Source organism: Streptomyces sp. bgisy159, assembly GCF_965341775.1.
Lineage (GTDB): Bacteria > Actinomycetota > Actinomycetes > Streptomycetales > Streptomycetaceae > Streptomyces.
The window spans coordinates 136,960-163,198 of record NZ_CBDQZH010000015.1; the positions used below are offsets into that span (position 1 = coordinate 136,960).

Consider the following 26,239-nt stretch of genomic DNA (forward strand, 5'->3'; position numbering starts at 1 on the left):
GCCGGACCCGCGGCCGGCCCGCTACGGGAAGGCGCCCCGCGCGTGATCGCACGGGGCGCCCGGACCGTCGTACGGCGACCGGCGCGCCGCGGGGCGATCAGTCCTCGTCGGCGAGGATCAGGTACAGCTTCTTGCGGGCGTCGTTGATGACGGCCAGAGCCTTCTCGCGCTGTTCCTTGCTGCCGGTCTTCCAGACCTGGCCGAACGCCTCCATCAGGCCGAACCCGGCCTGCCGGATCTCCCCGAGGGCCTCGAAGTCGATCCCCCGGGAGGCCTCCTCCCAGGGGGCGTCGGGGCCCGCCTCGGCGGCCTCGCGCCCTTCCCCGGTGAGGGCGAACAGCTTCTTGCCGCCCTCGGTCTCACTGCTGATGAGCCCCTCGTCCTCCAGCAGTTGCAGCGTGGGGTAGACCGAGCCGGGGCTCGGCTTCCACGCGCCGCCGCTGCGCTCGGCGATCTCCTGGATCATCTCGTAGCCGTGCATCGGCCGCTCCCTCAACAGCGCCAGGATCGAGGCCCGTACGTCACCACGCCGGGCCCTTCCCCTGGGTCCGCCCCTCCCCCTGCCCCAGGGCCCGGGGCCGAACCCGGGCCCACCGGGGCCGAAGCCAGGCCCGCCCGGCCCGAACGGCCCGAAGGCCGCCCGACGGCCGTCGAACCCACCCCGGCCACGGCCGAAGGGACGCTCCTGTCCATGTCCACGCTCGAATCCATGGGTACGCATCGCGCTCACTCCATCCCATCGTTGATCTGTCGCGATGTCTCAACGATATATCGGGACCGATCGAACGACAAGACCCCGGGCCGTCGAGCGCGGACGTGCCCGCTGGGCTGCCGTTCCGCTGGTAACGGGGGGAGGCCGGTGACGCGACAGTCTCGGGCGCCTGTCGCACGAGGCCATGAGCCTGGCCAGCGACACGGGTCGAGCTCGGTGCCAGGCGGTCAGGATTCGCTGTCACGGGACAACCGTGTCGACGGCGCCCATAGGGTGGGCCGATGACGTCGATCAAGAAGTTCCAGGTCACGTTCGACTGCGCGGAGCCCGAACGCCTCGCTCGGTTCTGGTGCGAGGTGCTGGGGTACGTCGTACCGCCGCCGCCGGACGGGTTTGCCACCTGGGACGACTACCAGGACGCGCAGCCGCCCGAGCAACGGGACTCCTGGTTCGCCTGCGTCGACCCCTCAGGTGTGGGCCCGCGCCTGTACTTCCAGCGCGTCCCCGAGGGCAAGGCCGCCAAGAACCGGGTGCATCTCGACGTGCGGGTCGGCACCGGGCTCGTGGGGAAGGAGCGTCTCGCCGCGCTCGATGCCGAACGCGCGCGGTTGGTCCCGCTCGGCGCGGTGCACGTGCAGACGCTGTACGACGGCAACGACGCGTGCATCCCGATGCTGGACATCGAGGGCAACGAGTTCTGTATCGACTGAGGACCGCGAACGCGTCGCCGTTCAGGGCTCGCCCCTGGTCGGGACGCGGCACCGGGACCGGCACCAGCACCAGCACCAGCACCAGCACCAGCACCGGACACCGGTACCGTCAGGGTCGGCCGGCTCGACCGGCGGCGGGCCCGAACCAGGTCGGCAGCCGGTCGAGCAGCTCTCGCTGGTCCTCGCCGGCCCAGGCCACATGGCCGTCCGGCCGCAGCAGCACCGCGGGTGCCGCCAGTTCCTCGCTGACGTCGACGACGTGGTCCACCCGGTCCGCCCAGCCCTCGGCCGAGAGCCGGCCGGTCTGGTCCAGCAGCAGTCCGCGGCCGGTGCGCAGCAGCTCGTAGAGGCGCCCCTGCTTCAGCCGGACGTCCCGCAGCCTGCGGCCGAGCAGTTCATGGCCGTCGCCGAAGTCGTAGCGGACTCCGATCGCGGTGACCTTCTCGATCAGGCGCCGGTTCACCTCCTCGATGTCCATCAGCTCCGCCACCAGTCGGCGCACCGCCTGCGCGCCGGGCTCGGTGGACATCAACTGCATCTGCGCGCGGGTGTTGTCCAGCACGTCGGCGGCCACCGGGTGCCGTTCGGTGTGGTAGCTGTCCAGCAGGCCCTCCGGTGCCCAGCCGGCCACCTCGGCGGCCAGCTTCCAGCCGAGGTTGAACGCGTCCTGGATGCCGAGGTTGAGGCCCTGTCCGCCGGTCGGCGGGTGGACGTGCGCCGCGTCGCCGGCCAGCAGCACCCGGCCCGACCGGTAACGCTCGGCCAGCCGGGTGGCGTCGCCGAAGCGGGACAGCCAGCGCGGCGAGTGCACGCCGAAGTCGGTGCCGGCGACCGCCCGCAGCCGCCGCCGGAAGTCCTGCAGGGTCGGCGGCACCGTCCGGTCCTCCGCCACCCCGTCGGCGGGCACGACGACGCGGTACGCCCCCTCGCCGAGCGGCATCAGGCCGAACCGCTTCTGCGTCTTGCGCACTTCGGCCATCACGGCGGTCAGCGTCTCCTGCGACGCGGTCACCTCCATCTCGCCCAGCAGCGTCTCCACCCGGGAGGGTTCACCGGGGAACGCGACGCCGAGCAGTTTGCGCACCGTGCTGCGGCCGCCGTCGCACCCCACGAGGTAGCGGCAGCGCAGCCTGCCGCCGTCGGCGAGCTCGACGGTCACCCCCTCCTCGTCCTGGCTCAGCCCGACCACCTCGCTGCCGCGCCGGATCTCGGCGCCCACCTCGACGGCGTGTTCGCTCAGCAGCCGGTCGGTGAGGGTCTGCGGGATGCCGAGCGTGTACCCGTGGGCGGTGTCCATCCGCTCGGGCCACCCCTTGTCGATGGCGGCGAAGAAACCGCCGACCTCGTAGCGCGTCCCGAGGGCGAGGAAGCGGTCCAACAGGCCCCGCTGGTCCATCACTTCGATGCTGCGCACATGCAGCCCGAGTGCCCGGACGACCTTGGTCGGCTCCTCGTCCCGCTCCAGTACGACCACACGTACCCCGTGCAGTCGCAACTCGGCCGCCAGCATCAGGCCGGTCGGTCCGCCGCCGGCCACGATGACGTCGATCATTCACGATCCCCGTTTCCGCAGGTTCCTGGATCAGGCCGGTGATTCTGCGGCACCACGGGGGCCTTGCCGCAAGCCCCCCGGTGCGCTATACGTTGAGAGTGGCAAGGAGTGGGCGCACTCCTTGCTCTTCTTGTTTCCGGCCTCAAAGAGTCCTCAAGGAGTCCTCGGCGGGTCCCCGGGGAATGCTCGGGGAGGAGCAACCCGGAGACCGGCAACGCCCTTTTCGCCCACGCGATTTCGCGCCACGACACAGCACCCGGCGAGGCGGGCGCGGCTCGGGGCAGGCCGCGGCTCACCCCCGGCCGCTGCACGGCGGGGCCTTCCGCGGCAGGCACGACAACGTGCCGCCCACCTCGCCGCCCGGCGACCCGTCACGCTCCGCCGGGCTCAGTCGGCCCGGCCCCGTACCAGTCCGCCGCCTCCGCCAGGCGCTCCGGGAACCCGGGCCCGGGCGGGCAGTCGGCGAGGCGCCAGATGTCGTCGGAGCGGTACCAGTGATCGCGGACGAGCATGGCCAGCTGGCGCTCCGACGCCCGCCCCGGCGTCGCCCGCAGCCGCTCGACGCACCGCTCCCACGGCCAGTCGACGTCCGGCACCGGCGGCAGAACGCCCCGCTCGGCCAGCCCGGACAGCAGGTCGCCGCAGCGCACGGGCACCGGGTGACTCACGTGGTAGGTACCGGCAGGCACCGGGCGCGGACCCCTGGCAAGGGCCGTGAGGAGGCGGCCGACGTCGTCCACGGCCGCGACGGACAGCAGGGCCCGCCCCCCGGCCCACACCGCCGGTACCCGGGTGCGCAGTTCCCGCATCACGGGCACCACCCAGCGGTCGCCCGGGCCGAGCACGAGCCCGGGCCGCAGGACGACCGCGCCGACCTCGCGCGCGAACCGCTCCCCCTCCAGCCGGGTCCGGCTGACCGCCGAGACCGGCGCGGCGGGTACCTCCCCGACCGCGACACCCCGGTGCGGCCCTGCGCCGTAGACGGCGGCCGTGGAGAGGTGCACCACGCGCGGCACGCCGGCCCGTACGGCCTCGGTGAGCACCGTACGGGCGCCGGTGACGTTCACGGCCGCGCACCGGTCCTCGTCCGGGCCGATGTACGAGGCCAGGTGGAGCAGGGCCGACGCGCCCTCGCACAGCCCGCGTACCGTCTCCGGGTCGGTGACGTCCCCGCGCACCCACTCGACGGCGCCCGCCTCGCCGGGGGCGCCGTGGCGGCGGGGCTCCGGAACCCGGCGTACCAGCGCGCGGACGCGCGGTCCGGTGCCGTCGCTCAGCAGGGCGCGCAGCGCCGCCGATCCGATGAAACCCGTCGCGCCGGTGAGCACGACCGTGCCCCCGGTCCGTGTCGCCGTCTGCGGCACCGGCTCGCCTCCTGATCCCGTCCGTCGTCCGTTCCGACTCGGTGATCATCCCCCGAAGGCGTGGCCGGTGTCGCCGCGTTGGGGCACTCGGTGCGCAGCGGGGGCGGAGGGGAAAGGGCGGCCCGTCGAGCAGGCCACGTGTCCCGCATTGGCCTTGGTCCTCCGGTCCGGTGCCCCGTTACGGTCGGCGGCATGCGGATCCGAATCGTCGACGCCTTCACCGACCGTCCTTTCTCCGGCAACCCGGCGGGCGTCCTGCTCCTGGCCGACGGCGCCTTCCCCGAGGCCGGCTGGATGCAGAACGTGGCCCTGGAGGTCAATCACGCCGAGACGGCGTTCGCCCACCCTCTCCCCGAGGGCGGCGAGGCCGACTGGGCGCTGCGCTGGTTCACACCGGCCACGGAGGTCGCGATGTGCGGGCACGCCACTCTCGCGACCGCCCACGTACTGCACTCCACCGGCGCTCACGCAGGACCGGTGCGGTTCGCCACCCGCAGTGGGGTGCTGAGAGCGACGCCCACCGAGGACGGCTCGATCACACTGGACTTCCCCACCGCCCCGCTCACCCCCGTCGACGTCCCGGCGGGGGTCGCCGAGGCCCTGGGCGCGGCGCCGCTCGCCGCCTTCGACACCGGGCCGCACGTCGGTGACCTACTGGTCGAGCTGGCCGACGAGAGGACCGTGCACGCCCTGCAGCCCGACCACAAGGCCCTCCGCGCCCACTCCGAGCGGGGCGTCATCGCCACCGCCCGCGCCGAGAACCCCGCGCTGGGCTACGACTTCGTCTCCCGCTGCTTCTTCCCGAACGTCGGCATCGACGAGGACCCGGTCACCGGAAGCGCCCACACCGCGCTGGCCCCCTTCTGGTCCGAGCGGCTCGGCCGCGCCGAACTGACCGGTCTGCAGGCCTCGCCGCGCTCCGGGCGGGTGCGCACCGGGCTGCGCGGGGAGCGCACCCTGCTGACCGGCCGGGCTGTGACGGTCGTCGAGGGCGAACTGCTGGCCTGACGGCGTGGCCACCGGCGGTCACGCCATCGGCAGCCCCAGTGTCTCGGCGAACAGCGCGTAGCCGACGAACGCCCCGATGTCGAGCAGGGAGTGCGCGACCACCAGGGGCCCCACCCGGCCCCAGCGGCGGTACAGGTACACGAACACGACGCCCATGACCATGTTGCCGATGAACCCGCCGACACCCTGGTAAAGGTGGTACGAGCCGCGCAGCACGGAGCTGGCGAGCAGGGCCGCGCCCGGCGTCCAGCCCAACTGGCCGAGCCGGCGCAGCAGATAGCCGACGACGATGACCTCTTCGAGGATCGCGTTCTGCAGCGCGGAAAGGATCAGCACCGGGTACTTCCACCACACGCCGGGAAGCGCCTCGGGCACCACGGTGAGGTTGAAGCCGAGGTCCCGGGCGAGCAGGTAGAAGGCGATGCCGGTGCTGCCGATCACCGCCGCGATCGCCGCGCCGCGCCCCAGGTCGGACCAGGGCCGCGTACGGTCGAAACCGAGGGTGCGCAGGCTGCCGCCCTCGCGCATCAGCAAGTGGGCCACGAGGGCTACGGGAACGAGCGCGGACGCGATACCGAACAGCTGCCAGGCCAGGTCCAGCCAGGGCCGACCGGGGGCCGCCGAGGCGTTCAGGGTCGCCGCCTGGTCCTTCAGCCCGCCCGGCCTGGTGACCGATCCGACGAAGCTGATCAGGGCGGACACTCCGCTGGCGCCGAGCGAGAGGCCCAGCACGAGCAGCGTCTCGTCACGGAGGATCCGGCGCCCCGGCCGCTCCTCGGGAAAGGACCCGGCCACCGTCTCCGCCTCCACCTGCGCACCCGCTTCCGTTCGAGGAATCCCGTGGTGCCCATCATCCACACCACGCCCCCGATCCTCGTGCCCCGGTCCCGGTTTCCCGCACGTCCCCGGCGTCCCTGGCGTCGCCCGGGGCCCGCGAGGGGAAGCCGCCCGCCGGTCGCGTCGTCGCCCAAGGCCTGCGGCACGACGCCGCACGGAGACCGACGAGTGCTGTGCGACCTGCGGCCTCAGCCCGGCAGCGCCCGGCCAGTCCCTCAGGGCCCCGGCTCAGCCCGGCGGCTCTCGCTCCACCCGGCCCCTCAAGCTCGACCCGGCCACTCCGGCCGAGCCCCCGGTTCCCGCTCGACCCGCCGGTTCCCGCTCGACGCCGGCCACTCCGGCTCAGCCCCGCGGCTCCCGCTCAAGCCACCGCGCCGCGCGATCCCGGCGGTGCCGCCGCCTCAAGCCCACTGCGCCGCCTCAGCCCGTGTGCGCCGGTTCCGGCAGGCCCACCGGCCAGGTGTGCACCGGCTCCCCGTGCTGCATCAGTTCGCTGTAGCGCCGGGTGGTGGCCGCGAGCGCCGACTGGCGGGACAACCCGGCGTCGAGTGCCCGATGGAAGGTGGCGATCTGCCACGACGCGCCGTTCGCCCGCATCCTGCACCGCTCGTCGATCACCCCGAGGTACAGATCGCGGTCCGCGGGCTCCACACCCCAGGCGTCGAGCCCGGCCTCGGCCAGCGGCAGCAGCTCGTCCCGGACCAGGCTCACCGCGTCCACCTCGGCCGTGCCGCCGTGCCGGCCGCGCCGCGGCCACTGCAGACGGGCGTCGATGCCGTGGCGGCAGGCCGCGTCGAAGTTCGCGGCGGCCGCGCGGAAGGGGAGCCTGCTCCACACCGGCCGCGACTCCTCGGCCAGGGAGCGCACGACACCGTAGTAGAAGGCCGCGTTGGCGAGGACGTCGGTCACGGTGGGGCCGGCGGGCAGGACACGGTTCTCCACGCGCAGGTGCGGGACGCCGTCCGCGATGCCGTAGACGGGCCGGTTCCAGCGGTAGACCGTGCCGTTGTGGAGCACCAGCTCGGCGAGTTTGGGGACTCCGCCCGCCGCCAGGACTTCCAGCGGGTCCTCCTCGTCGCAGATCGGCAGGAGGGCCGGGAAGTAGCGCAGGTTCTCCTCGAACAGCTCGTAGGCTGACGTGATCCAGCGCTCGCCGAACCAGGTGCGCGGTCGGACACCCTGCGCCTGGAGTTCCGGCGGCCGGGTGTCGGTGGACTGCAGGAAGAGCGGGATCCGCGACTCGTGCCAGAGTTCACGCCCGAAGAGGAACGGCGAGTTGGCACCGATGGCGACCTGCGCGGCGGTGACCGCCTGCGCCGCGTTCCACACGTCGGGGAAGCGGGCCGGAGTGACCTGCAGATGCAGTTGCACGGAAGTGCAGGCGGCCTCGGGGGTGATGGACTTGGCAGTGCAGTAGAGCCTCTCGGGGCCTTCGATGTCGAGGGTGAAGTCCTCACCGCGGGCGGCGACTATCTGGTCGTTGAGAAGCGTGTAACGATCGACCTCGGAGAGATTGGACGAGACCAGATCGTCGCGGTCGAGGGTCGGCAGTATCCCGATCATCAGGATTCCGGCGTCGACCTCGGCAGCCTTTCGGTCGGCATATGCCAGTGAGGTCCTGAGTTCCTCGGCAAGCCGATCGAATACCCGCCCGCCCAAACGGTGGGGCGCGATGTTCACCTCCAGATTGAACATGGCGAGTTCTGTTTGGAAATCCCGGCTCGCGATCCTCTCCAGTACTTGTGCGTTCAGCATTTTCGGCATGCCGTCCGCGCCCACGAGATTCAGCTCGATCTCCAGCCCCATGAGGTTCTTGGGCCGGTCGAAGCGCCCCTGCGCCAGCAGCCGCTCCAGCCCCGTCAGACACCGCCGCAGCTTGTCGCGGTACTGCTGACGATCGGACAGGTCGACCCCGCCGGCCACGACCTTCTCCCCCATCGAAGCGTCCCTTCCTCGCATGGGCGGGCCGGTGTTCCGGCCGCCGGTCTCCCGGGTCAGGTGGGATGATGCCCAGCGAAGCCGATCGATAACGTCCGCACACGACCGGCACGGCCGCTACTCTTGGCGGAGGTGACCGACGGCACATTCGCGGGGCATGCGGCTGGGTGGATTTTCAGCTTCGGGATCTCGTGAAAACCGCCGACTGGAATTGGCCGACCGCGGCGCTCGCACCGGGCGAGGTCAGCGCGGGGGTCCGCATCACTGAATCGACACGATTCACGCATATCGCCGACCGAATGAACCCTTGCCGAGTCACCCGGAAGCAGCTAGTTGAAACACGGGCTGAACACGTGTCGTATAAACTCCGCGGAAACAGGGCAGAGAAGGTGAGCGCCCGCGGTCGGAACAGCCTGTCGTCGAAGCGATGGACGGCAGGCCGGACTCGCCCCCTCGCGCAGCCAGACCCCGGCCCACTGCCTCTCTGACCTCTGTTCTCCGTGAGCTGACAGCGTCGTCCGCCCCCGCCCTCGTGCCACCGTGCCTGTCGAATGAGAGGCGACCCATCATGCCGTTGCACGTCCCTCCGGCTCCCGCGCCCGCTTTGCGTTCCGTTCTGACCGCTCTGAGTTCCCCGACAGCGGTCAGTGAAGCGCGCACCCCCGCCCTGCGTACCGCCCAGGGACCCGTCACCCCCGAGCTGCCGCTGCCGGTGCATGTGCTGGACCGGATCGGGCCCGAGGGCACCGCCGCCACCCGGTTGGCGGGCTGGCGGTTCCTGATCCTCAGCGGCGGTCTTCCGGTGGCCGCCGCCGAGACCCGGCTGACGCCGGACGGCTGGGCCTTCTCACACTTCTTCGAGGGCCCGTACATCGCCTCCACCGAGCGCGCGCTGCGCCAGGCGGAGTCGACCGCCCAGCCCTCCCAGGCACGGCTGCTGTCGGTGCCCGGCCTGTACATGCTCACTCTGTGGCTGCACGGCGACTGCGGCTCCGACGGCACGACGGGCAACCCCGCCGCCGACGACCTGCTGATCCCGCTGGCCCCGACGCTGCCCGGCATCGCGGCCCACCGCCCGCACCGAGTCGCCGACCTCCTGCCCGCACTCACCCTGCGGGTCTCGCCGGCGCCCCTGCTCTCCGCCTGACGGGCCCGCTCTCCCCCAGAGCCGCCGACGGGCCCGCCGTCCCCTCGACGGGCCCGCTGTCCGCCTGACGCGCCCGCGCTTGGCCGACCGGGCCCGGGTCCGCCCGGCCGGCCGGACCGTCAAGACCCCGTGCCCCGCCACCGCGGCCCCGGTGACGGGGCACGGTGCCGTACGGCCGCGTATCCGCCGAACCCGCCGCCGCGGCTCTTTCGAGCGCGACACCCGATTCGCCACCTTCCCGACCACCCACCCCCGGCCCGTCTCCGTCGCGGCCCCGGCCCCTCTCCGTCGCGGCTCGGATGCGGCCCCCGCCGCGCCCCCACCGCACCCCCGGCCCTAGGTGACTAGCCCCATCCGGCCCCCCGAAACCACCCGAAGTGACGGTGCTGCGGCGATGAACCGCCCGGGCGGGTGACGCGTCATGAACCTGTGAGAAGCGGTGCTGCGAAATACCTGCGGAACGACGCCCGGAGGGCAACACTGGGTTCCGACCGACTTATCACAACGGGGGGCGGCCATGAACGACGCTTCACGCCGCGGGACAGCCACGACACACACTCCACACACCACGCCAGAGCGAGAGATCCCTTCCATGTGCCAGCATCAGCCACCGTGCCCGACAGCCGACTCCGCCGACCGGGAATCCGCCCGGCTCGTGGCGCACCACCCCGAGCAGGGCTGGAGCCTGCTGTGCAACGGCGTCCTCCTGTTCGAGGACACCGGTGAGCTGCTGCCGGACGGCCGGGTCATCGCCCCGCACCGCCCGCTGGAGACCAGCCGGGTCGCGACGGCCGCCTGAGCGGCCCGGGCGGCGGACCCGCCCGACGACATCCGGGGCCGGACCGCGGGCCACCTCCGCGCGCCGGCCCCGAACCGTGCCGCCGCCCGGTCACCCAGCGTGTCGTGAGCCTCGTCTTCCGTACGCCTTCCCAGAGCCGACCGATTTCCGGAAGGATTCTGGAAGTTTCGGCACGGGGCCGGGGCATCCTGCGACGGAGGTGGGCAGCGTGGGCGACGGGGGCGACGCGGCAGCGCGGGAAGACGTGGCAGCGCGGGAAGACGGGACCGACGTCGTGCCCGGACCTCCCGCACCCCCGCGAAGCGCACCGCCCGCCGCCCCGCCCCGGCCAAAGGCGCCCGCCCAGAAGGTCACCATCACCGAGATCGCCCGTGCGGCCGGAGTCTCCGTGCCCACCGTGTCCCGGGTGGTCAACGGGCGTTCCGACGTCTCCCCCAGGACCCGGGCCCGGGTCGAGGAACTGCTGCGCCGGCACGGCTACCACAAGCGTGCCGCCTCCCCGGCCCGCACCCCCACCCTGCTCGACCTGGTCTTCAACGACCTGGACAGCCCGTGGGCGGTGGAGATCATCCGGGGCGTGGAGGAAGCCGCGCACGCGGCCGGTGTGGGCACCGTGGTGTCGGCGATCCACGGCCGGTCCGGCGCCGCCCGCGAGTGGATGCGCAATCTGCGGTCCCGCGCCTCCGACGGGGTCATCCTGGTGACCTCGGCGCTGGAAGCCACTCTTCACGAGCAGCTGCGCGTCCTCGGCGTGCCGCTGGTGGTGGTCGACCCTACGGGCTCCCCGGGCGTGGACACGGCCACCGTGGGCGCCGCCAACTGGTCCGGCGGGCTGGCCGCCACCCGGCATCTGCTGGCGCTGGGGCACCGCAGGATCGGACTGATCGCGGGTCCGCCCCGGCTGCTGTGCTCCCGGGCCCGCTTCGACGGCTACCGGGCGGCCCTGGAGGGTGCGGGCCTGGCCGTCGAGGACTCCCTGGTGGTGCCCGGCGACTTCCGCCCCGAGTCGGGCTTCGCGGGCTGCACCGCCCTGCTCGGTCTGTCCCGGCCGCCGACCGCGCTGTTCGCGGCCAGCGACCAGATGGCGCTCGGCGCGATCGAGGCGCTGCGCCGCCGCGGGCTGCGGGTGCCGGAGGACATGAGTGTGGTCGGCTTCGACGACCTCCCGGAGGTGCGCTGGTCCGCACCGCCGCTCACCACCGTGCGTCAGCCGCTGGCCGACATGGGCAAGCTGGCCGCCCGTACGGTGCTGCGCCTGGCGCGCGGTGAGCAACCCGACTCGCCCCGTGTGGAACTGGCCACGGAACTGGTGGTGCGGTCGAGCACCGCACCACCCAATCCCCGCTGAACGGTCCTACCTCTTCTTCAGCGCCTCGCGGATCGCGTGGTACGCCGGCTTCGGCCGCAGTTCCTCGTCCCACGGCAGGGCCGCTCCCTGCCCGTCGAAGACCGCGGGGATCCACGAGTACTTGTCCGTGTAGTCCCAGATGGTGATGCCCACACACCGCCGCACCGCGAGGCACGCCCGGGTCAGCTGCCGGTACCAGTCGGCCTGCTGGGCGAGCTTGTCGTCGGTGGCCGGAAGGATCATCCGTACGTCGACCTCGGTGAGCGCGGTGTCCAGGCCGAGCCGGGCGAAGCGGCGGAGGTTGTCCTCCAGGGTCGTCGGATAGCCGTACTGGAGGGCGAGGTGGGCCTGCATGCCGAAGCCGTGCAGCGGGACGCCCTGGGCCCTGAGCTCCTTGGCCAGCTTGTGGTAGGCATCGCTCTTGGGGCCGATGGCCTCGACGTTGTAGTCGTTGAGGTACAGCTTGGCCCAGGGGTCGGCCTCATGGGCCCAGCGCAGCGCGTCGGCGATGTAACCGGGGCCGAGCGTCTTGTAGAAGATGCTCTCCCGGTAGGTGCCGTCCTCGTTGAACGCCTCGTTGACGACGTCCCACGAGTAGACCTTGCCGCGGTAGTGGCGTACCTCGGTCTGGATGTGGTTCTTCAGAACGGCGCGCAGCTCCTCGGCCGTCCATTCCCTGCTGGTGAGCCAGTCGGGCAGCTGACTGTGCCAGACGAGGGTGTGGGCGCGCACCCTCTGGTGGTGGGCGCGGGCGAGATCGACGATCTCGTCGCCGGCGCTCCAGTCGAAGACGCCCTGCCGCGGCTCGGTGGCGTACCACTTCATGCCGTTGCCGGGGGTGATCATGTCGAACTCGCGGCCCAGGATCTTCGTGTAGGCGGTGTCGGTGAGTTCGGGGTTGTCGGTGGCGCTGCCGAAGTAGCGGCCGTGCCGGTGGGCGAGGTCGGCGAGGGTGTGCGGCTTCCGGTCGTGGGCCTGGGCCGCCGGGCCGGCCGCGACGCCGGTGGCGACGAGGGCGGCGGCGAGGAATCCGGCGAGTTTGAGCCGGGTGCGGGTGGTGCCGGGCATGGTGCGACTCCTCACGGTCAGGGGGCGTGCGGGCGAGCCGTACGTGGGTGCGCGGCGCCGGTCATCCCTTCGTCGCGCCGGCGGTGAGGCCACCGACGAGCTGGCGCTCGGCGACGGAGTAGAAGGCCAGGGCGGGCACCATGGCGAGGACGAGGTAGGCGAAGACGCGGGCGTACTCGGCCGAGTACTGGCCCTGGAACTGCTGCACGCCGATGGGGATGGTCCACCACGTGGAGTCGGTGAACACCAGCAGCGGCAGGAGGAAGTTGTTCCAGCTGCCGACCACGGCCAGCACGGAGACGGTGCCGAGGGCGGGACGGGCCATCGGCAGCAGGACCCGCCAGAAGAACCCGAGCGGACCGCAGCCGTCGAGGGTGGCCGCCTCCTCCAGCTCCGCCGGGATCTCCCGGAAGAAGCCGCGCAGGATGACGATGGTCATCGGCAGTCCGAAGGCGGCCTGCGGGAGGATCACGCCGAGCGGGTTGTCCAGCAGTCCGAGCGAGCGCAGCAGCAGGAACAGCGGGAGGGCGGCCACCGCGAACGGGAACATCAGCCCCAGGGTGAACAGGGTGAACAGGGCTTCGCGTCCCCGGAAGGCGAAGCGGGCGAAGGAGAACGCGGCGAGGGCGGAGACCGCGACCACGACCACCGTCGTGCCGATCGCGATCAGGGTGCTGCTGCCGACCAGCCGCCAGAAACCGCCGGTGCCGAGGATGTCCGTGTAGTTGGACGTGACCCAGGACTCGGGCAGGCCGACCGGATTGCGGGAGAGTTCGTCGGTGGTCTTGAAGCCGGACAGGACGGCGTAGAGCAGGGGCACCGCCATCAGTGTCCCGACGGCTACCAGGACGAAGTGCAGCGGAAACGTACGGACGCGGGTACGGGTACGGCGATCGGCGCCGGCGCTCATGAGCCGCCTCCTCTCAGGGTCGTGCCGGCCCCCGCCAGGTCGCGGCGGAGCACGAACCGCTGGTAGGCGAGGGCGAACACGAGGCAGATGACGAACATGGCGACGCTGATCGCGCTGGCGTAACCGACCTGGTAGCGCTTGAAGCCGTACTGGAACATGGTCACGGCCAGCGTCTCGGAGTGGTGGTCGGGGCCGCCCGCGGTGGTGACCCACACCAGGTCGAAGAGCTGGATCGAGCCGATGACGGAGAGGAAGACGCTGATGCGCAGGGTGGGCGCGAGCAGCGGCAGGGTCACATGGCGGAAGCGCTGCCAGGGACCGGCCCCGTCGATCAGGGCGGCCTCGGTCAACTCGGCCGGGATGGACTGCAGTCCGGCCAGGTAGAGCATCATGTGGAAGCCGAAGTACTTCCAGATCATCACAAGGAAGAGGGTGGCCATGACGGTGGACGGGTCGGCGAACCACTGTCCGCCGAGGCCGTCCAGGCCGACCGTGCCGAGGACCTGGTCGGCCAGTCCGTCGTCCGGCGCGAAGATCATGCCGAACAGCACGCCGGTGATCGCCTCGGAGAGGATGTACGGCGCGAAGAACAGCATCCGGTACACGGCCCGGCCCCGGATCCGCTGGTTGAGCGCGACCGCCAACGCCAGCGCGAACGGCAGCTGGACGGCGACCGAGAGCAGGACCAGGACCAGGCAGCGCCACAGGTCGCCCAGGAAGACCGGGTCCTCGAGGAGGCGGGTGAAGTTGTCGGCGCCGATGTAGTCCTCGGGCATGCCGAAGCCGCCCCAGCGGAAGAAGGCGGCGTACAGCGCGAACATCATCGGCAGCAGCACCAGTGTGCCGAACAGCACCAGCGCGGGCACCTGGAGGCCGACGGCGGTCAGCCAGTTCCGGGTGCGCCGCCGGTCCCGGCCCGGGGACGTACCTGCGGCCGGGGGCGGCGGCGCGGTGCCGGGGCCGCTCCGCTTGTCCGGGAGGAAGGTCGACGTCATCGCCTGCTACTGCTCTTCCTTCGCGACCTTGGTGATCGACTCGGTGACCTGCTGCGGGGACTTGGAGCCGGCGATGAGGGCGGCGACGCTGTCGTTGACCTCCTGGCCGACGGCGGGCGCGTACGCCTGGTCGAGGTAGAGCTGGAAACCGGTGGCCGCCTTCAACTGCGTCTGCACGGCCTTGAGGTTGCGGTCGGTGAGCGCCTTCTCCGCGGCCGGGACGACGGGCAGCGCGCCGGTCTTCTCGACGAGTTCGGTGTCGGTGGTCTCGGACGCGAAGAACTTCAGGAAGTCGTACGCGGCCTGCGGGGCCCCCTTGCGCAGGGCGTGCCCGCCGCCTCCGCCGAACACCTCGGTGAGGGCGCCCTTGCCGCCCTCCACCTCCGGGAAGGGGAAGAAGCCGAGGTCGTCGCCGAGCCCCTTGCCGGCGTCGGCCTCGACGACCGGCGCCCACTGGCCCATGAGTTCCATGGCCGCCTTGCCGTTGCCGACGGCGGCGGCCTGACCGGTGGGGCTGGAGTAGGCGGCGCCGAGGAAGCCCTTCTGGAACGGCTGCAGATCGACCAGTTCCTGGAGGTGCTGTCCGGCCTGGACGAAGTCGTCGCCGGTGAAGTCCCTCTCCTCGTCGGCCTTCTCCAGGGCGGACGCGCCCGCGGTGCGCATCGACAGGTAGGCCCAGTAGTACATGCCGGGCCACTTCTCCTTGCCGGCGAGGGCGAGCGGCGTGATCCCGGCCGACTTCAGCCTGCGCACGGCGTCCAGGAAGCCGCTCCAGGTGGTGGGCGGGGCGCTGATGCCGGCCTTCGTGAAGAGCGCCTTGTTGTACCAGAAGCCGATCATGCCGATGTCGAACGGTATGCCGTACGCCTTGTCGTCGATCAGGTACGGCTCCTTGGCGACCGGCAGCAGACCGTCGGCCCAGGGCTTGGTCCCCTCGGTGAGGTCCTCGACGAGCCCGGCGTCCACCTGCTGCTTGAGCACCCCGCCGCCCCAGGTGTGGAAGATGTCCGGCAGCTTCCCGGAGGCGGTCAGCGCGGTCATCTTCGACTTGTAGGCGTCGTTCTCCAGCTGAACGATCTTGACCTTGACATGGGGGTTCTCGGCCTCGAACTTCTTGGCGAGCGCGGCCCAGACGTCCTTGGTCGGCTGGGTGGTGGAGATGTTCCACCACTCGATGGTGGTCGTCCCCGACGACCCGCCGTCCGAGTCGCCGCCGCAGGCGCTCAGTGCCGTCATGGTCGCACCGGTCGCGGCGGAGGCCACCAGAAATCCGCGGCGGGACAGTGACGGGTGGGCCATCATGCGCTCCTTGGGTAGGTGCGGGACGGCGCACTTCGTGGGGCGCCGCCCAAGTGGGCGCGAAAGTTTCGCAGTTGATCCAGAAACCTTCGCTGCTGCCGCACCCTAGAGACAGCGCGCGGAGAGAGGCAACCCCTTGAACACAGCGAATCCACCTCTGACCGTGAGGCGAGGACGGACTTCGGGATCGAAACATTCGACGTACGCGGCGACCCTTACGAGGGCAGGGGCGCGTCGGGGTGGACGCGTCGACCGGGCCCCGCCGCCGTCACGTCAGGGGGCCGGACCCGCCCTCCGACGGGGCTATCGTGACCGGCATGCAGTCCTACACGATCGGCCAGGCGGCCCGGCTCCTCGGCGTCAGCCCGGACACCGCGCGCCGCTGGGCGGACGCGGGCCGGGTGGCCACCCACCGGGACGACAGCGGCCGCCGGCTCATCGACGGCAAGGCCCTGGCCGCGTTCTCCGTCGAACTCGCCCGCACCGACGCCGGCCCGGAGGACGACGCCCCCCACACCTCGGTCCGCAACGCCTTCCCCGGCATCGTCACCGCCATCAAGCTCGGGGACATCGCCGCCCAGGTGGAGATTCAGGCCGGCCCACACCGTCTGGTCTCCCTGCTGACCCGCGAGGCCGTCGAGGAACTGGGGCTGGAGGTCGGCATGGAGGCCACGGCACGGGTGAAGTCGACGAACGTCCACATCGACCGCGCCTGACGGCACCCCACGGCCGGCATCGGGCGACCGCATCGGACCGACCGCGCCGCACCGGGCGCGCCACACCGGGCGTCCTGGCCGACCGGCCCCTCCGACCGCAGACGGCCCCACCTCGGCACCGACCGGCGGCACCGAAGCCACCGGCGTACTCGGTCACTCCCGCACATGCACACCTACAAGACCCATCCACCCCGCTTATGCGATGCCACAGATGACACGAGCCTCGCAGATGCGGCAGTATCGTCACGCCGAGTCCGTGAACCGAGGAGTTGACCGTCGTGCCGACCTCTTCCCCGCTCCGCGCCCGGCGACCACTGCGGGTGACCGGCGCGGCGGCCGCGGCGCTGCTCGCGCTCGGCGCGCTGAGCGCCTGTTCCGCCGACGGATCCGCAGACCCGGCCGCCGGTGACGGGGCGTCCGGCCCCTCGGGCACGATCACCGTGTTCGCCGCCGCCTCCCTCAAGGAGAGCTTCGAGAAGCTGGGCGCGGAGTTCGAGCGGCAGCACCCCGGCACCGAGGTCGTGCTCAACTTCGGAGGCAGCGACTCCCTCGCGGCCGGCATCACCGGCGGCGCCCCCGCCGACGTGTTCGCCGCCGCCAGCACCCGGACGATGAAGACCGTCACGGACGCCGGGGCCACCGCCACCGCGCCGGTCACCTTCGCCCGCAACCGGCTGGAGATCGCCACCCTGCCGGGCAACCCCGACGGGATCACCTCGCTGAAGGACCTCACCGGACCGGGCCTGAAGGTCGTCCTGTGCGACAGGACGGTGCCCTGCGGCGCGGCGGCGCAGAAGGCACTTGACGCGGCGGGCCTGGAGCTGACCCCGGTCTCCTACGAGCAGGACGTCAAGAGCGCCCTGACCAAGGTCACCCTCAAGGAGGCCGACGCGGCGATCGTCTACCGCACGGACGTGCGCGCGGCGGGCGACAAGGTGCGGGGCGTGGACTTCCCGGAGGCGGCGGGCGCCGTCAACGACTACCCCATCGCCCTGCTGGAGAACTCCCGCAACACCGGCACGGCGAAGGCGTTCATCGCCCTGGTCCGGTCCACCGAGGGCCGACGGACCCTCGCCGAGACGGGGTTCCAGTCGCCATGACCCCGCCGGCGAAGACCAGAGGGGCGAGGGCGCCCTCCCCGCGACGCCCGGGCGTCCCCCTCCCCCTGCTGCTCCCCGCCCTGCTCGGCCTGGCCTTCCTCCTGCTCCCCCTGCTCGCCCTCCTGGTGCGCGCGCCCTGGAGCAGCCTGCCGGAGCAGCTGACCGGCGCACAGGTGTGGGAGGCCCTGCGCCTCTCGCTGATCTGCGCCACGGCGGCAACGGCGGTGAGCCTGGTGCTGGGCGTGCCACTGGCCTGGCTCCTGGCCCGCACCCGGTTCCCCGGCAGGGGGCTGGTGCGAGCGCTGGTGACCCTGCCCCTGGTCCTGCCGCCGGTCGTGGGCGGAGTCGCCCTGCTGCTCGCGCTCGGCCGCAACGGAGTGGCCGGCCGGTGGCTCGACTCCTGGTTCGGGATCACCCTGCCCTTCACCACGACGGGTGTGGTGATCGCGGAGGCGTTCGTGGCGATGCCGTTCCTCGTCATCAGCGTCGAGGGCACCCTGCGCGCCGCCGACCCCCGCTACGAAGAGGCCGCCATGACGCTGGGCGCCTCACGCTTCACCGCCTTCCGCCGGGTCACCCTCCCCCTGGTGGCCCCCGGTATCGCCGCCGGCGCGGTCCTGGCCTGGGCGCGCGCCCTCGGCGAGTTCGGCGCCACGATCACCTTCGCCGGCAACTTCCCCGGCCGTACCCAGACCATGCCCCTGGCCGTCTATCTGGCCCTCCAGAACGACCCGGAGGCGGCGATCGCGCTGAGCCTGGTCCTCCTGGCGGTCTCGATCGCGGTCCTGGCAGCCCTGCGAGACCGCTGGCTGAGGACCCCATGAACCGCCACCAGCGCCCCCGAGCCCCCTTCCCGGGTCCCCAGGGCCCCCGCCCCGACGACGGCCTGCGCGCGCACCTGGTCGTCACCCGTCCGGCCTTCCACCTCGACATCGCCCTCACCGCCGCCCCCGGCGAGGTCGTCGCCCTCCTGGGGCCCAACGGCGCCGGCAAGACGACCGCGCTGCGTGCCCTCGCCGGCCTCACCCCGCTCACCGCCGGTCACCTCCACCTGGACGGCGCCCCCCTGCACGACACCCCGCCCGAATCCCGTCCGGTGGGCGTCGTCTTCCAGGACTACCTGCTCTTCCCCCACCTCACCGCCCTGGACAACGTCGCCTTCGGCCCCCGCTGCAGGGGCGCCACCAGGAGCGAGGCCCGCGGCCGGGCCGCCGCCTGGCTCGACCGCATGGGCCTCGCCGACCACGCCGCCACCAAGCCCCGCCACCTTTCCGGCGGCCAGGCCCAACGCGTCGCCCTGGCCCGCGCCCTCGCCACCCACCCGCGCCTGCTCCTCCTGGACGAACCGCTGGCCGCTCTGGACGCGCGCACCCGTCTGGAGGTGCGCGCCCAGCTCCGCCGCCATCTCGCCGAGTTCGAGGCGGTCGCGGTCCTCGTCACCCACGATCCCCTGGACGCGATGGTCCTGGCCGACCGCCTGGTCGTGGTGGAGCGCGGTCGCGTCGTCCAGGAGGGCGCCCCTTCCGACATCGCCCGCCGTCCCCGCAGCGACTACATCGCCCGGCTCGTCGGCCTGAACCTCTACCGGGGCCACGCCGACGGCCATACCGTCACCGTGGACGGCGGCCCCGCCGTCACCACCACCGAACAGCTCACCGGCCCGGCGTTCGTCGCGTTCCCGCCGAGCGCCGTCACCCTGCACCGCGCACGGCCCACGGGCGCCAGCGCCCGCAACCTGTGGCGCTGCGAGGTGGCGGGCCTGGAGACGCACGGCGACCGGATCCGCGCCGACCTCACCGGCGACCTGCCGCTCGCCGCCGACCTCACCACGGTCGCCGCCGCAGAGCTCGACCTGCACCCGGGCGCCGGGGTGTGGGCGACCGTCAAGGCGACGCAGACCCACGCGTACCCGGCCTGACCGCCCCTGTGCCGCTACGGTGAGTGCCCATGACGCTGAGCATCCGCAACCAGTTCCCCGGCACGGTCACCTCCGTCACCCCCGGCGGTGTCATGGCCACCGTCGGCGTCCTGCTGACCGGCGGCCGCCACCTCACCGCCGCGATCACCCTGGAGGCCGCCGAGGAACTGGGTCTGGCCGAGGGCTCCGCCGTGCGCGCACTGGTGAAGTCCACGGAGGTGTCCCTGGCGACGGAGCCGGTCGCCGGCCTGTCGATCCGCAACCAGCTCCCGGGCACGGTCGCCGAGGTGTCCACCGGCGCCGCCATGGCCTCGGTGAAGGTCGCCGTCGACGACGGCACCCGGCTCACCGCCGCGATCACCAAGGACGCCGCCGTGGACCTCGCCCTCACCGCCGGCACCCCGGTCGTCGCCCTCATCAAGGCCACCGAGGTCGGTCTCGCGACCCCGTGACACGCCGAGGGCCCCCACCCGGCACGGGTGGGGGCCCTTCACGATGGGATCAGTCCTCGTACGCGTCCAGCGGCGGGCAGGAGCACACCAGGTTCCGGTCACCGAACGCCTGGTCGATCCGGCGCACCGGCGGCCAGTACTTGTCGGCGGCGGAGACACCGCCCGGGAAGACGGCGTCCTCGCGCGCGTACGCGTGCGTCCATTCCCCGCCGAGCGCGGCGGCGGTGTGCGGGGCGTTGCGCAGCGGGTTGTCCTCGGCCGGCCACTCGCCCGTGCCCACCTTCTCGATCTCCGCGCGGATCGCGATCATCGCGTCGCAGAACCGGTCCAGCTCGCTCAGGTCCTCCGACTCGGTGGGCTCGATCATCAGCGTGCCGGCCACCGGGAAGGACATCGTCGGCGCGTGGAAGCCGTAGTCGATCAGGCGCTTGGCGACGTCGTCGACGCTCACCCCGGTCGCCTTCGTCAGCGGCCGCAGGTCGATGATGCACTCGTGCGCGACCAGCCCGCCCGGCCCCGTGTACAGCACCGGGTAGTGCGGCTCCAGCCGCTTGGCGACGTAGTTGGCGGACAGCACGGCGACCTGGGTGGCCCGCTTCAGCCCCTCGCCGCCCATCAGCCGCACGTAGGCCCAGGAGATCGGCAGGATGCCCGCGGAGCCCCACGGCGCGGCCGAGACCGGCCCCACGCCGGTCTCCGGTCCGGCGGCGGGCTGCATCGGGTGGTTCGGCAGGTACGGCGCCAGGTGCGCGCGCACCGCGACCGGGCCGACGCCCGGGCCGCCGCCGCCGTGCGGGATGCAGAACGTCTTGTGCAGGTTCAGGTGGGACACGTCTCCGCCGAAGTGCCCGGGCTTGGCCAGGCCGACCAGGGCGTTCAGGTTGGCGCCGTCGACGTACACCTGCCCGCCCGCCTCGTGCACCCGGCCGCAGATGTCGGCCACGTGCTCCTCGAACACGCCGTGCGTCGACGGGTAGGTGATCATCAGCACGGCCAGCTCGTCCCGGTGCCGCTCGATCTTCGCCCGCAGGTCGTCGACGTCGATCTCGCCGTCCTCGGCGGTCTTGACGACGACGACCTTCATCCCGGCCATCACGGCGCTGGCGGCGTTGGTGCCGTGCGCGGACGACGGGATCAGGCACACCGTCCGCTGCTCGTCCCCGTTGGCCCGGTGGTACCCGCGCACGGCCAGCAGTCCGGCCAGCTCGCCCTGCGAACCGGCGTTCGGCTGGAGGGAGACCTTGTCGTACCCGGTGACCTCGGCGAGACGTTCCTCCAGCTCGCGGATGAGCGTGAGGTAGCCCGCCGCCTGCTCGGCCGGCGCGAACGGGTGCAGCTGCCCGAACTCGGGCCAGGTCACCGGCTCCATCTCGGTGGTCGCGTTGAGCTTCATGGTGCAGGAGCCCAGCGGGATCATGCCCCGGTCCAGCGCGTAGTCGCGGTCGGCGAGCCGGCGCAGGTAGCGCAGCATCGCGGTCTCGGACCGGTGCTGGTGGAAGACGGGGTGCGTGAGGACCTCGTCGTCGCGCAGCAGCGCCGCCGGAAGGGCGTCCTCGACGGCCGCGTCCAGCGCCTCGACGTCCCCGTCGACCCCGAACGCCGCCCACACCGCGGCCAGCTGGGCGCGCGTGGTGGTCTCGTCGCAGGCGGCCGAGACGTGGTCGGCGTCGACCAGGCGCAGGTTGACGCCGTTCTCCCGCGCGACCGTGACGACCTGGGCGGCCTTACCGGACACCCGCGCGGTCACGGTGTCGAAGAACCGCCCGTGCACGACCTCGACGCCGCCGGCGGCGAGCCCCGCGGCCAGGATCGCGGCGTACCGGTGCGTGCGCCGCGCGATCGTCCGCAGCCCTTCGGGCCCGTGGTAGACGGCGTACATGCCGGCCATCACCGCGAGCAGCACCTGCGCGGTGCAGATGTTGCTGGTCGCCTTCTCCCGGCGGATGTGCTGCTCACGCGTCTGCAGCGCCAGCCGGTAGGCCCTGTTCCCGTCCGCGTCCACGGACACGCCCACGAGCCGCCCGGGCAGGCTGCGCGCGAACTTCTCATGGACGGCCATGTAGCCGGCGTGGGGTCCGCCGAAGCCCATCGGCACACCGAACCGCTGTGTGGTGCCGACCGCGATGTCCGCGCCGAGCTCGCCCGGGGACTTCAGCAGGGTCAGCGCGAGCAGGTCGGCGGCGACGGTGACCAGCGCACCGAGGTCGTGCGCCTGGGCGATGAGCGCCTCGATGTCGCGCACCGCGCCGGACGCGCCGGGGTACTGGATCAGCACACCGTTGATCTCCCGCGCGGCGATGTCGGCGGGAATGCCCTCGCTGAGGTCGGCGACGACGACCTCGACGCCGGTCGGCTCGGCGCGGGTCTCGATCACGGCGATGGTCTGCGGCAGCGCGTCCGCATCGACCAGGAACAGGCCCTTCTTGTTCCTGCCCATGCGCCGGGACAGTGCCATGGCCTCGGCGGCGGCCGTGCCCTCGTCCAGCAGGGACGCGCCGGAGGTGGGCAGCCCGGTGAGGTCGGCGACCATCGTCTGGAAGTTCAGCAGCGCTTCCAGCCGCCCCTGGGAGATCTCCGGCTGGTAGGGCGTGTACGCCGTGTACCAGGCCGGGTTCTCCATGACGTTGCGCAGAATGACCGGCGGGGTGAACGTGCCGTGGTAGCCGAGGCCGATCATCGAGCCGAGGACCTGGTTGGAGTCGGCGAGCGAGCGCAGCTCGGCGAGCACCTCGGCCTCGGTGCGGGCGCCGGGAAGGTCCAGCGCGTCGGCGTTCTTGATGACGTCCGGGACCGCGGCGGCGGTCAGTTCGTCCAGCGAGCCGTACCCGACCTGGGCGAGCATCTTGGCCCGCGCCTCCTGGTCGGGCCCGATGTGGCGCTGCTCGAAGGGGATCCCTTGCTCCAGTTCGGAGAGCGGAGTGCGGTGGGCGGTCATGGCGGAGGCCTCCTGGTCTGACGCGACCTTCGAGGGACACCACGGCGCAGGTGTCCCGACGGCCTCCCCCTCTGTCATCTCAACCTGAGAGCTTCACCGGGGCGCCCGCGGGCGGCCGGTTTTCACCGTCGGTGAGAGCGGAAGCCGTCGACACCCGCCCTGCTTTCCAGAGTGACCTCGTCCGTGCGGTACGTGAGCCTGAGAGATTCCGGGGAGGATTTGCTCCTTCGGCGCCTCCGATGGTGTTCCGGAGGACTCTCCCGCACGGGGTCAGCAGCCGCTTGTCAGCCTACCAGCGAGGTCAACGCCGCAGCTTTCGAGTGGCCATCGCGCTGATTGTGCTCTTTTGTAGTGCTTACGGATGAGTTGCGACCATGTGGAGGGACCGTGCGCACCGACATCGATCCGCGCTACCTGATCGGCCGCAAGGCGTTCGACCGCAATGGCACCAAGATCGGCACGATCGACGAGGTCTACCTCGACGACGCGACCGGTGTTCCGGAGTGGGCGGCCATACGCACCGGCCTGTTCAGCAGGGACGCCTTCGTCCCGCTGGAGCCCAGCGAGCTGATCGAGGGCGCCCTGAGGATCCCCTACGACCGCGCCCTGATCAAGGACGCGCCCGACTTCGGGGTGGGCCGCCACCTCTCCCCGGAACAGGAGCTCCAGCTCTACCACCACTACGGCCTCGACGTGGCCGGTCCGTCCGCGCTCGCCGACCGCGACTTCGGGCACCTGGCCGGCGACACGGACGAGTCCTAGTCGCCCCGGCGGACGCCCCCGCACTGCCCGATCAGCGCCGCGAGGATTCCCTCCGGGTCGTACAGGGCCCGTGCCCCGCCGGAGACGACGCGGCGCGTCCCCGCGTCCACGGGGTCGGTGGCGGCCCAGGCCGGCGAGCCGACGCCCAACTCGATCTCCAGCCCCGAGCCGTCGGCATACCGCCACTCGGTGATGGGCCCCCAGCTTCTCGTCCGCACCGGTTCTCCGAGGCCGAGACCGGCGCCGAGAGCGCTTCCGTCGGCGTACCGCGCACGGTGGGTCGTCAGCAGGACCAGATCCACGTCGGAGTCCATCCGCGCCTCTCCCCGCGCACACGATCCGACGAGCAAGAGCCCCACCACGTCCGCCCGCCCCGCGGCCCACCGCGTGACCCGCTCGCACACCCGGCCGATCTCACCGGCCCGCTCCGGTGACACATCCGTCCCGGTCATGTGACGGCCCTCCCCTCGACCCCGTCGTGCGGCACCCGCTCCGCCCCCTTCGGAGGCTTGGCAGCCGACCCCGTCCGCGCCTCTCCCCGCACGGACGGCCGCGTCCTCTCCCCCGCACCGGCCTGCGGCTCCCGGGCCTCACCCGTCTCCGGCCTCTCCGGCACCAGGGGCAACGGCTCCGCCGGCTCCAGGTCCGGATCGTCGGCCCGGAACGTGCGCACCCGCCCCGGCACCCGGTCCGTCGGCGTCTCGAACCGCACGGTCACCCGTCCGAGCCCGCTGCCCTGCACCCATCCGTGCCCGAACTCGGCGTGCCGTACATCGTTCCCCGGGCGCCAGTGGTGCTCGGACGGCGTCGGCCCGGCCGGTTCCGCCTCCTCCCCCGGCGCCTCTTCCTCCGGCCCGTCGGCACCCTCCTCGGCGGCCTGGGCGAACAGGTCCTCCTGGGTGTAGTCGGCGAGGCCCGAAACCCCCACGCCCAGCAGCCGCACTCCGCCGGTCGTGTCGACGGAGTCCAGCAGCCGGGCCGCCGCCTCGCGCACCACCGCCGGATCGTCGGTGGGTCCGCGCAGCGTCTCGGAGCGGGTGAGCGTGGAGAAGTCGTACCGCCGCACCTTCAGCACGATCGTCCGTCCCGACAGGCCCGCCCCGCGCAACCGTCGCACGCACCGGTCGGCCAGTCGCCGCACTTCCGAGGCGACCCGGGCCCGGTCGTGGATGTCCACGTCGTACGTGTCCTCGACCGAGACGGACTTGGCCTCCCGCTCGGCCACCACCGGTCGCTCGTCCCGCGCCAGCGCCATGGCGTACAAGCCCTGCCCGTGGGCCTTCCCCAGCAGCCGCACCAGTTCGCCCTCGCCCGCCTCGACCAGCTCGTCGACGGTGGTGATCCCGGCCCGCCGCAGATGGTCCCCGGTCGCCGGCCCCACCCCGGGCAGGGTGCGCACGGACATCGGCCCGAGCAGCGCCCGCTCGGTACCGGGCTCGATGAGCACCAGCCCGTCCGGCTTGGCCTGTTCGGAGGCGATCTTGGCGAGCATTTTCGACACCGCCAACCCCACCGACCCGGTGAGCCCGGTGGTCGCCCGGATGTCCGCGCGCAGCCGCGTCCCCGCCAGGAGCGCCGACTCGCTGTCCCAGGCTGCTCCCCCGGCTTCCAGGTCCACGAAGGCCTCGTCCAGGCTCAACGGCTCCACCAGCGGTGACAGCATCCGCAGCAATGCCATCACCTGGTCGCTGATCGACCGGTAGAACGCCCCCCGTGGAAAGAGATAGGCCGCGTTCGGGGCGAGGCGGCGCGCCTGGGCCATGGGCATCGCCGAATGCACCCCGAACACCCGGGCCTCGTAGGACGCGGTGGCCACCACGCCGCGCGGCCCGAGGCCGCCCACCACCACGGCCTTCCCGCGCAGACTCGGCTTGGACGCCTGCTCCGCCTGGGCGAAGAAGGCATCCATGTCGAGATGCAGGATGGTGGGCGCGTTTCTCACATCTCCGATGCTGCACCACGCCACTGACAACGGCCCCGCGGCCCCCGGCCGCGATGTCGCCCGGCGGGTCAGACCGCGCGGTTGCGCCGTCGCGCCAGCTCGTCGGCGGGGTTGTGGCCGACCAGCGTCTCGCCGGTGTCGACGCGCTCCCCGTGCAGCTGTGACAGGGCGCTTTCCACGTCCCGCCACACGACGCCCACGGCGATCCCGAAGACGCCCTGGCCACCTTGGAGCAGCGTGTGGACCTCGTCCGGCGAGGTGCACTCGTAGACCGTGGCACCGTCGCTCATCAGCGTCATGCGCTCCAGGTCGCGGAAACCGCGTTCTCTGAGATGCTGCACGGCGGTGCGGATGTTCTGCAGCGAGACGCCGGTATCCAGAAAGCGCTTGACGATCTTGAGGACGACGACGTCGCGGAAGCTGTACAGCCTCTGCGTTCCCGATCCGTACGCCGGGCGGACGCTCGGCTCGACGAGCCCGGTGCGGGCCCAGTAGTCGAGTTGCCGGTAGGTGATCCCGGCGGCCGCACAGGCCGTCGGGCCGCGATAGCCGATCTGCTCGGACGCCATGGACGCCACCCCTCCGCCGCTCGGCACGGCCGTGGGTCGCTGCGGAGCGTGATCGGCCGCGCCACCGGGAAAGCGGTACGGAGCGTTCCCCCCGAACTCACGTCCAGGGGCACCCCCAGCCGTACCGTCGCCGCTGCTTCTCACGCCGACCTCCGTCC

Annotated in this window: 24 protein-coding genes and 1 riboswitch; of the genes, 11 read left to right on the top strand and 13 right to left on the bottom strand. The window is 72.3% G+C overall.

Annotated elements, in window-relative coordinates; genetic code table 11:
* Positions 1–97 precede the first annotated feature (97 nt).
* Complete coding sequence (locus ACSLTV_RS17395; protein ID WP_432138997.1) at positions 98–721, bottom strand: PadR family transcriptional regulator; 624 nt, start codon at positions 719–721, stop codon at positions 98–100.
* Positions 722–993: 272 nt separating this feature from the next.
* Here ACSLTV_RS17395 and ACSLTV_RS17400 point away from each other — a divergent pair, with 272 nt between their 5' ends.
* Positions 994–1,422 carry a VOC family protein gene (locus ACSLTV_RS17400; RefSeq protein ID WP_432138998.1) on the top strand — a complete coding sequence of 143 codons (429 nt, stop codon included), beginning with the start codon at positions 994–996 and terminating at the stop codon, positions 1,420–1,422.
* A 109-nt stretch (positions 1,423–1,531) separates the two neighbouring features.
* Here the strand turns inward: ACSLTV_RS17400 and rox are convergent, their stop codons facing one another.
* On the bottom strand, positions 1,532–2,974 hold the full coding sequence (rox, locus tag ACSLTV_RS17405; protein WP_432138999.1) for a rifampin monooxygenase: 1,443 nt from the start codon (positions 2,972–2,974) through the stop codon (positions 1,532–1,534).
* Positions 2,975–3,345: 371 nt separating this feature from the next.
* On the bottom strand, positions 3,346–4,338 hold the full coding sequence (locus ACSLTV_RS17410) for an NAD-dependent epimerase/dehydratase family protein (protein ID WP_435612440.1): 993 nt from the start codon (positions 4,336–4,338) through the stop codon (positions 3,346–3,348).
* Positions 4,339–4,530: 192 nt separating this feature from the next.
* Here ACSLTV_RS17410 and ACSLTV_RS17415 point away from each other — a divergent pair, with 192 nt between their 5' ends.
* Entirely contained in the window at positions 4,531–5,346 is an 816-nt protein-coding gene (locus ACSLTV_RS17415) for a PhzF family phenazine biosynthesis protein (RefSeq protein ID WP_435612441.1), read from the top strand.
* An 18-nt stretch (positions 5,347–5,364) separates the two neighbouring features.
* Here ACSLTV_RS17415 and ACSLTV_RS17420 read toward each other — a convergent pair whose 3' ends face one another.
* Together ACSLTV_RS17420 and ACSLTV_RS17425 are read right to left on the bottom strand one after the other, a co-directional pair.
* Entirely contained in the window at positions 5,365–6,141 is a 777-nt protein-coding gene (locus ACSLTV_RS17420) for a CPBP family intramembrane glutamic endopeptidase (protein WP_432139002.1), read from the bottom strand.
* A 462-nt stretch (positions 6,142–6,603) separates the two neighbouring features.
* Positions 6,604–8,121, bottom strand: a complete 1,518-nt coding sequence (locus tag ACSLTV_RS17425; RefSeq protein ID WP_432139003.1) for a glutamate--cysteine ligase — start codon at positions 8,119–8,121, stop codon at positions 6,604–6,606.
* A 568-nt stretch (positions 8,122–8,689) separates the two neighbouring features.
* Here ACSLTV_RS17425 and ACSLTV_RS17430 point away from each other — a divergent pair.
* The 3 genes from ACSLTV_RS17430 (at position 8,690) to ACSLTV_RS17440 (ending at position 11,415) form a co-directional block, all read left to right on the top strand.
* On the top strand, positions 8,690–9,268 hold the full coding sequence (locus ACSLTV_RS17430; protein ID WP_432139004.1) for a hypothetical protein: 579 nt from the start codon (positions 8,690–8,692) through the stop codon (positions 9,266–9,268).
* A gap of 592 nt (positions 9,269–9,860) precedes the next feature.
* Positions 9,861–10,067, top strand: a complete 207-nt coding sequence (locus tag ACSLTV_RS17435; protein ID WP_432139005.1) for a DUF5999 family protein — start codon at positions 9,861–9,863, stop codon at positions 10,065–10,067.
* A 355-nt stretch (positions 10,068–10,422) separates the two neighbouring features.
* A complete protein-coding gene (locus ACSLTV_RS17440) occupies positions 10,423–11,415 on the top strand; it encodes a LacI family DNA-binding transcriptional regulator (RefSeq protein WP_432139027.1) in 993 nt (330 codons plus the stop codon).
* 6 nt (positions 11,416–11,421) lie between these two features.
* Here ACSLTV_RS17440 and ACSLTV_RS17445 read toward each other — a convergent pair whose 3' ends face one another.
* The 4 genes from ACSLTV_RS17445 to ACSLTV_RS17460 form a co-directional block, all read right to left on the bottom strand.
* On the bottom strand, positions 11,422–12,483 hold the full coding sequence (locus tag ACSLTV_RS17445; RefSeq protein ID WP_432139006.1) for an endo-1,4-beta-xylanase: 1,062 nt from the start codon (positions 12,481–12,483) through the stop codon (positions 11,422–11,424).
* Between the two features lie 61 nt (positions 12,484–12,544).
* A complete protein-coding gene (locus tag ACSLTV_RS17450; RefSeq protein ID WP_432139007.1) occupies positions 12,545–13,393 on the bottom strand; it encodes a carbohydrate ABC transporter permease in 849 nt (282 codons plus the stop codon).
* Positions 13,390–14,388: a carbohydrate ABC transporter permease gene (locus ACSLTV_RS17455; RefSeq protein ID WP_432139008.1), complete on the bottom strand. Its 999-nt coding sequence runs from the start codon at positions 14,386–14,388 to the stop codon at positions 13,390–13,392. The genes ACSLTV_RS17450 and ACSLTV_RS17455 overlap by 4 nt, the downstream gene beginning before the upstream one ends.
* Before the next feature lie 6 nt (positions 14,389–14,394).
* On the bottom strand, positions 14,395–15,687 hold the full coding sequence (locus ACSLTV_RS17460; protein WP_432139009.1) for an extracellular solute-binding protein: 1,293 nt from the start codon (positions 15,685–15,687) through the stop codon (positions 14,395–14,397).
* 317 nt (positions 15,688–16,004) lie between these two features.
* On the opposite strand from ACSLTV_RS17460, the gene ACSLTV_RS17465 reads away from it, so the two are divergent.
* From ACSLTV_RS17465 to ACSLTV_RS17485, 5 genes are all read left to right on the top strand, one after another.
* The gene (locus ACSLTV_RS17465) at positions 16,005–16,403 is read left to right on the top strand and encodes a TOBE domain-containing protein (protein WP_432139010.1); all 399 of its coding nucleotides are present in this window, start codon (positions 16,005–16,007) and stop codon (positions 16,401–16,403) included.
* A gap of 278 nt (positions 16,404–16,681) precedes the next feature.
* Positions 16,682–17,503 (top strand): molybdate ABC transporter substrate-binding protein, encoded by an 822-nt coding sequence (modA, locus tag ACSLTV_RS17470; RefSeq protein WP_432139011.1) that lies wholly within the window; start codon positions 16,682–16,684, stop codon positions 17,501–17,503.
* Positions 17,500–18,327: a molybdate ABC transporter permease subunit gene (gene modB / locus ACSLTV_RS17475; protein ID WP_432157082.1), complete on the top strand. Its 828-nt coding sequence runs from the start codon at positions 17,500–17,502 to the stop codon at positions 18,325–18,327. Before modA ends, modB begins: the two co-directional genes overlap by 4 nt.
* Positions 18,324–19,421 (top strand): ABC transporter ATP-binding protein, encoded by a 1,098-nt coding sequence (locus ACSLTV_RS17480; protein ID WP_432139013.1) that lies wholly within the window; start codon positions 18,324–18,326, stop codon positions 19,419–19,421. The genes modB and ACSLTV_RS17480 overlap by 4 nt, the downstream gene beginning before the upstream one ends.
* Positions 19,422–19,450: 29 nt before the next feature.
* Positions 19,451–19,873 carry a TOBE domain-containing protein gene (locus ACSLTV_RS17485; RefSeq protein ID WP_432139014.1) on the top strand — a complete coding sequence of 141 codons (423 nt, stop codon included), beginning with the start codon at positions 19,451–19,453 and terminating at the stop codon, positions 19,871–19,873.
* Positions 19,874–19,922: 49 nt separating this feature from the next.
* Here ACSLTV_RS17485 and gcvP read toward each other — a convergent pair whose 3' ends face one another.
* On the bottom strand, positions 19,923–22,808 hold the full coding sequence (gene gcvP, locus ACSLTV_RS17490; protein ID WP_435612442.1) for an aminomethyl-transferring glycine dehydrogenase: 2,886 nt from the start codon (positions 22,806–22,808) through the stop codon (positions 19,923–19,925).
* 176 nt (positions 22,809–22,984) lie between these two features.
* Positions 22,985–23,081: riboswitch (glycine riboswitch) on the bottom strand.
* A gap of 114 nt (positions 23,082–23,195) precedes the next feature.
* Between gcvP and ACSLTV_RS17495 the strand changes: the two genes are divergently transcribed.
* Entirely contained in the window at positions 23,196–23,570 is a 375-nt protein-coding gene (locus ACSLTV_RS17495; protein WP_432139016.1) for a PRC-barrel domain-containing protein, read from the top strand.
* Here ACSLTV_RS17495 and ACSLTV_RS17500 read toward each other — a convergent pair.
* The 3 genes from ACSLTV_RS17500 to ACSLTV_RS17510 form a co-directional block, all read right to left on the bottom strand.
* On the bottom strand, positions 23,567–24,022 hold the full coding sequence (locus ACSLTV_RS17500; RefSeq protein WP_435612443.1) for a nucleotidyltransferase domain-containing protein: 456 nt from the start codon (positions 24,020–24,022) through the stop codon (positions 23,567–23,569). The genes ACSLTV_RS17495 and ACSLTV_RS17500 overlap by 4 nt on opposite strands.
* Positions 24,019–25,512 (bottom strand): DNA polymerase IV, encoded by a 1,494-nt coding sequence (locus tag ACSLTV_RS17505; protein WP_432139018.1) that lies wholly within the window; start codon positions 25,510–25,512, stop codon positions 24,019–24,021. Before ACSLTV_RS17505 ends, ACSLTV_RS17500 begins: the two co-directional genes overlap by 4 nt.
* A 68-nt stretch (positions 25,513–25,580) precedes the next feature.
* On the bottom strand, positions 25,581–26,225 hold the full coding sequence (locus tag ACSLTV_RS17510; RefSeq protein ID WP_432139019.1) for a MerR family transcriptional regulator: 645 nt from the start codon (positions 26,223–26,225) through the stop codon (positions 25,581–25,583).
* Positions 26,226–26,239 lie beyond the last annotated feature (14 nt).

Excerpts from the sequence above, each read along its gene's own strand:
- ACSLTV_RS17455 (WP_432139008.1), bottom strand. The coding sequence starts at position 14,388 with ATGACGTCGACCTTCCTCCCGGACAAGCGGAGCGGCCCCGGCACCGCG.
- gcvP (WP_435612442.1), bottom strand. The coding sequence starts at position 22,808 with ATGACCGCCCACCGCACTCCGCTCTCCGAACTGGAGCAAGGGATCCCC.
- ACSLTV_RS17485 (WP_432139014.1), top strand. The coding sequence starts at position 19,451 with ATGACGCTGAGCATCCGCAACCAGTTCCCCGGCACGGTCACCTCCGTC.
- ACSLTV_RS17445 (WP_432139006.1), bottom strand. The coding sequence starts at position 12,483 with ATGCCCGGCACCACCCGCACCCGGCTCAAACTCGCCGGATTCCTCGCC.
- ACSLTV_RS17500 (WP_435612443.1), bottom strand. The coding sequence starts at position 24,022 with ATGACCGGGACGGATGTGTCACCGGAGCGGGCCGGTGAGATCGGCCGG.
- ACSLTV_RS17465 (WP_432139010.1), top strand. The coding sequence starts at position 16,005 with ATGCAGTCCTACACGATCGGCCAGGCGGCCCGGCTCCTCGGCGTCAGC.
- ACSLTV_RS17460 (WP_432139009.1), bottom strand. The coding sequence starts at position 15,687 with ATGGCCCACCCGTCACTGTCCCGCCGCGGATTTCTGGTGGCCTCCGCC.
- ACSLTV_RS17435 (WP_432139005.1), top strand. The coding sequence starts at position 9,861 with ATGTGCCAGCATCAGCCACCGTGCCCGACAGCCGACTCCGCCGACCGG.
- rox (WP_432138999.1), bottom strand. The coding sequence starts at position 2,974 with ATGATCGACGTCATCGTGGCCGGCGGCGGACCGACCGGCCTGATGCTG.
- ACSLTV_RS17400 (WP_432138998.1), top strand. The coding sequence starts at position 994 with ATGACGTCGATCAAGAAGTTCCAGGTCACGTTCGACTGCGCGGAGCCC.
- modB (WP_432157082.1), top strand. The coding sequence starts at position 17,500 with ATGACCCCGCCGGCGAAGACCAGAGGGGCGAGGGCGCCCTCCCCGCGA.
- ACSLTV_RS17450 (WP_432139007.1), bottom strand. The coding sequence starts at position 13,393 with ATGAGCGCCGGCGCCGATCGCCGTACCCGTACCCGCGTCCGTACGTTT.
- ACSLTV_RS17395 (WP_432138997.1), bottom strand. The coding sequence starts at position 721 with ATGCGTACCCATGGATTCGAGCGTGGACATGGACAGGAGCGTCCCTTC.
- ACSLTV_RS17430 (WP_432139004.1), top strand. The coding sequence starts at position 8,690 with ATGCCGTTGCACGTCCCTCCGGCTCCCGCGCCCGCTTTGCGTTCCGTT.
- ACSLTV_RS17425 (WP_432139003.1), bottom strand. The coding sequence starts at position 8,121 with ATGGGGGAGAAGGTCGTGGCCGGCGGGGTCGACCTGTCCGATCGTCAG.
- ACSLTV_RS17480 (WP_432139013.1), top strand. The coding sequence starts at position 18,324 with ATGAACCGCCACCAGCGCCCCCGAGCCCCCTTCCCGGGTCCCCAGGGC.
- ACSLTV_RS17415 (WP_435612441.1), top strand. The coding sequence starts at position 4,531 with ATGCGGATCCGAATCGTCGACGCCTTCACCGACCGTCCTTTCTCCGGC.